Genomic DNA, 4792 nt, shown 5'->3' with positions numbered 1-4792 from the left:
GGTGAAAATTACATTACCGTTGTAAATCCGCATTTTCAGGACTCTACCCCTTCTAGAGCGCCTCTCATTGTTTTAGCGATTAATTATTATTCCCCTTATTATTTTTTTGAAAATGTTCTTTGTAATATAAATAATCAACTTTATGTTTTGTGGACATTAATTGAGTCGCTAATATTGCGGTGTAAATTGTCGTCAATCCTAGTGCTACTACGGCTAATAAATTTAAATTACTTTTATTAATGCTACTGTTACTATTCATGAAAGCTCAACTCCCTTCTTTAAAATTAGATTTCTAAATATCAAAGATTTTTATTCGAACACCATCAATTCTCCCCTTGTTTTAGGGTGGAGGCTGGCAAGGGGGTTTGGGGGAAGCCCCCATATTGCGTAGATCCATAAGGCAAAAGAGAAAATTTATGAACGGAAGCTCTGGCGGTTTTGGCGGTATAATGGCTCGAGCAAGCCGATTTCCTGAATTCCTCGTTTTAGGTACGTCGGCTTGGCGAAAGTACAGCACCGCCAAAATTTCGGAATGCAAGGAGAAAAGGGTGGAGATTTTTCGGTGGTCTGTCCGAAAAATACTACCCGAACCTTGCGTGGAGAAAAGCCCTTTAGGAGATATAGAAGGGAACACAGAAAAAATGTTGATATATCAATGTTTTAGTTAAGGTAATGTGTCATAGCTTGTGACACGTATATGTGTCATAGCTTGTGACACATAGTTGAATTAAGATGTGTCATTTTTTGCTTGACTATAGTTCATTTTTGACCTATGATGTGTCATAAATTATACATATAGGTATCACAGCTGATGATACATAACAAGGGAGAGAAGGATTCTATGCCAGCAGAGGTGCGTAAATTGGACGAGCAGAGAAAAATTAATGTTGAGTTAACCCCTGAACAACTTCAAATGCTTCAAAGACTTATTGATCTTGAACAGCAAGAAAACAAAGACAAAGAGCAATTTGAAGAGAAAAAGAAAAATCATAATTTCATCCAGCTTTATCGTGACAACATGCCAGAATTAAGATGGTTAATGGCAAATCATAACTTCGCAAGTTCTTTATTATTTTTTATCTTGGAACACATGGATAACAGAAATGCTTTAGCTTGTTCTTATGCAGTTTTTGAAGATTATTTTGGCAAATCAAGGTCAACAGTTTACAGAGCAGTAAAGCTTTTAGAGGAGAATGGATTTTTAAATGTTTTAAAAATGGGAACATCAAACGTCTATGTAGTGAACGAAGACCTTGCTTGGACAGATGGCAATGACAAAAAGAAATTTGCTAAATACGATGGTAAAATCCTTGTCAGCAAAAAGGAAAACAAGGACTTTGAATACAAAAGCCAATTTGATAAATTTAAAGCCCTTAGAGAACGTGAAAACTTAAAATAAAGCGAGTAGATAACTACTCGCCTTTCTTTATTTCAAGAGCATATTTGCCCTCATTTGAATCTTGGTCAACACTTGTAAAAACACCAATATCTTTTATTGGAATAAGAGTTCCAGAACCTAAATGAGGTCTCTTTCTATCCCTCATAAAAAGCATTAATTCTCCCTCTTGGTCTAGTTTCTCCAACTTCTCAACCAATTGTTTCACCTTCATCAGCGTTCCATCTCCATCCCTTTTTGCCTTTGTGGCTTCTCCATTTTTTCTAAAGAGTCCTGGACTAATTTATCTTGCCTATCATCCAGGAACTTGATTGTACTTCGGTCTACATCATTCATCCTCAAGAACGTTTTTACTCGGTCAAGTTGAGCGTGTAAAACTTTGCCCACCCTCTCTTTAAAAACAGAAAACTCCTTGCTGATCTGCACGAGTTTTCCCTTCAATTTTCCGTTCTCTAATTTCAATTCCCGATTCTCATTTTGGTAAGACCGGTTCTCAATTTTTAGAGTGTCCACCTGTTGTTTTAACTCCTTTTTCTCCTTCAACTGGTCATTATATTTATTAACGAGTCCATTGTACTTTTCTATCAAGTCTCCATAGTTCTTTACAATGTCTGTTTGCTTCACTTTTTGCAGTGCTTTTTTCTCTGCTAAGGAGTCTAAATTCTCTTCAATATCTTTGTAGTAATAGCGAATTTTATCTTGTCCAATTTGCATATCAGCTTTCAGCTGCGTAACTTCTTTTTGAGTCTTTTCCAACTCTTTCTGCAGATTCTCTGCTTGTAGCTGATAAGCCACACCATTGGTCGCATAATCGACTAGGCTTTTGTAGTCTTGTTCCTTCATTCCAACAAGCCCTAGAACCTTTTTAGCTTCGATATTCGCAATCGATTTCGATTTATCATCAATCTCTTGAATATGCCCCATTGTCCGCTCATATTTCTCTTGGGCTTCCTTCTCCATGCTTTGAAACGTTTGAGCCTTATATTTAGCCGTCTCCACGTGTTTACGGCTCGACGAGACCCCTCTTTCCAAATTAAAGTCATTTTGCTTCAGGTACTGATTAAAATCGTCCTGAAGACTCACCAGTTGCTTTTTCTGGCCAAAGAAATCTTTAGCCGATAGTCGGCCATCCTCCGTTACTGGAACGAAGCCTACGTGCATGTGAGGGGTTTTCTCGTCATAGTGAACAGTCGCATAGATTAAATTCTTTTCACCGTATCGATCAGCAAGGAACTCATGAGCCGTTTCAAAATACCTTTTCTGCTCTTTGGGTGAAATTTTATCGAAGAATTCCTTGTCAGAGGTAATTAAGAATTCAGCCAGCTTAACTGCATCTTTACGGATCTTTTTTCCAGAGGTCACATTGTCCTCAATTACTTGGCTAATTTTCTCGTTGTAATCAATCTGCCTTTGACCGTTTATCAAGTCATAATTCAGATGAGAATCAGCTTTATTGATGTCGGGATTCGTTTCACTTTCCCTCTCTCTTTGGTTGTGAAATTGAATCCCTTTTATCCCATTTGATTTCATTTTCTGCATTCGGATAATGGAGTAACTCATGGGGTACGCACCCTTTCTGAAAATCGATAGATTAATAGAAAGTGTAACACACTACACTTTGCACGCAAAGTTTCATGTGGTCTGCGACGCTAAAAGCCAAACCTTGGGCTTTGCCCAAACCCACTGGGGAACTCTTCCCCAGACCCCCTTAATCGAACTCCCCAACCCCTCAATCCTTGAGGGGCTCCCTCGCCGGTAGGCAGCTCAAAAGGTGTTGCCTTTTGAGACACCAAGAGGGTCTTGGTGAAGTGAGTCTATCAACTCCTTATCCTCCCTTCGGTCCGGTACCGTTGACAGACGCCATACGGGCCTCTCTCGCCTTTGTAAGAGGTTGCCCCTAGTAAAAACCCTTAAAAAGCAAAAAAGACGCTTCTAGGGGTAGCGTCAGGGAAATGCGGATTTACAACGGTAAGCATTTGATACAAGTCTTATGAGACAGTCAGAAGTCATTTAAAACGCTAATTTCATTATGTCTCAATAAACTCTACTCTATTGGAATTGTGAAGTGATACACTTAAACTAACGTACGCAGGTTTGTTGAATAAGGACTTCAAAAAATACCCTTAATTAAGCTAAAAAGTCCTTCTCTTTATTAAGAAGGACTTTTTTATGTGTTATTCCATTGTCTCATTCATTGTAATAGTTTCGCTTGCTTCATGACCAGATTCTCCATGTCCTGGTCCAAACAAATTCAATATTACAACTCCTACAAGAATCAGTGTTATTCCTGCAATGCTAGCCATGTTAAGTTTTTCCTTCCAAACTAAAACTGAAATTACTGTAGTCAAAACAAGTCCTAAACCTGCCCATAATGCATATGCAGTGTTTAAGGGGATTGTTTTTAGCGACAAGGATAAAAAGAAAAAACAACCAACGAAAGCTATTATTACCCCTATTGTAGGATAGAGTTTTGAAAAGCCTTCAGATGCTTTTAATAGGGAAGAGCCAATAATCTCCCCCACTATTGCAAGTGCTAAATATAGATATGACATTATTCGTCCTCCTGAATCATGTTTATTAGTTCATCAAAAACTTGTGTTTTTAGTTCTTCATTTAATGGTGCCATTCCAAATATTTCTGAAAACCAAAGACCATCTATGGATAATCTTGTAATTGTTATTTTGACAGGATCAATTCCATCAGTTATTAACTTTGTATGCAAAATATCGTATCTCTGCCGGAATTCATCTAATAAATCTGGATTAATAAACATAGCAGCCATTAGTGCGGAATTTAGATTATTGTTTTCTAAATCGGAAAATGTAGATTTAAGATAAGCCCTATTCCATTTTCCTATTGCGTTATCATCGTCGTTATTAACTAACGTATTAATGCATTCGAAATAATTATTTGTCCAATCTTCCACCATTCCTTTAATTAATGCTTCCTTGCTAGGAAAATGGTATAATAATCCACCTTTACTCACGCCAGCTCTTTGGGCGACTGCCTCTAATGTGAGTTTGACAACTCCTTCTTCTTTTACAATTTCAGATGCAGCAATCAATATATTTTTTTTCTTATTAGCATGCTTTGAAATAGACATAATAACCTCCATAACTTAGATACATATAATATACCTTCTGGACGGTTTTTTTGTCAATCGAATTAAAGCTCTTATTTAATATCACTCTTTCACATAAAAATAATCCAATAAATTAATCTAAAGATTGTGAAGAAATGTACTTAAAGTAAAGGGAGCTTTAGTTCAACAGTCGATTTCTTAAAATCGGCTTTATTTATGGGTGAAAATTACATTACCGTTGTAAATCCGCATTTTCAGGACTCTACCCCTTCTAGAGCGCCTCTCATTGTTTTAGCGATTAATTATTATTCCCC

General features: G+C 37.2%; 5 protein-coding genes. 1 reads left to right on the top strand and 4 read right to left on the bottom strand.

Annotation, left to right across the window (positions count from 1 at the left end; all coding sequences use genetic code 11):
• Positions 1 to 841: 841 nt before the first annotated feature.
• Positions 842 to 1399, top strand: coding sequence for a replication/maintenance protein RepL (locus AC0B44_RS21130; RefSeq protein WP_048558832.1), 558 nt, complete (start codon positions 842 to 844; stop codon positions 1397 to 1399).
• Between the two features lie 13 nt (positions 1400 to 1412).
• On the opposite strand, the gene AC0B44_RS21125 is transcribed toward AC0B44_RS21130, so the two are convergent.
• From AC0B44_RS21125 to AC0B44_RS21110, 4 genes are all read right to left on the bottom strand, one after another.
• On the bottom strand, positions 1413 to 1610 hold the full coding sequence (locus tag AC0B44_RS21125; RefSeq protein ID WP_048558833.1) for a hypothetical protein: 198 nt from the start codon (positions 1608 to 1610) through the stop codon (positions 1413 to 1415).
• A complete protein-coding gene (gene mobV, locus AC0B44_RS21120; RefSeq protein ID WP_053082646.1) occupies positions 1610 to 2956 on the bottom strand; it encodes a MobV family relaxase in 1347 nt (448 codons plus the stop codon). Before mobV ends, AC0B44_RS21125 begins: the two co-directional genes overlap by 1 nt.
• A 614-nt stretch (positions 2957 to 3570) precedes the next feature.
• A complete protein-coding gene (gene qacH / locus AC0B44_RS21115) occupies positions 3571 to 3948 on the bottom strand; it encodes a quaternary ammonium compound efflux SMR transporter QacH (protein WP_000121134.1) in 378 nt (125 codons plus the stop codon).
• Positions 3948 to 4499, bottom strand: coding sequence for a TetR/AcrR family transcriptional regulator (locus AC0B44_RS21110; RefSeq protein ID WP_000028029.1), 552 nt, complete (start codon positions 4497 to 4499; stop codon positions 3948 to 3950). Before AC0B44_RS21110 ends, qacH begins: the two co-directional genes overlap by 1 nt.
• Between the last annotated feature and the right edge of the window lie 293 nt (positions 4500 to 4792).

The sequence above is a fragment of the Rhodococcus sp. NPDC019050 genome, from assembly GCF_055664235.1.
Note: the sequence above shows the minus strand (reverse complement) of the source record. Positions and strands in the feature narration are given on the sequence as shown.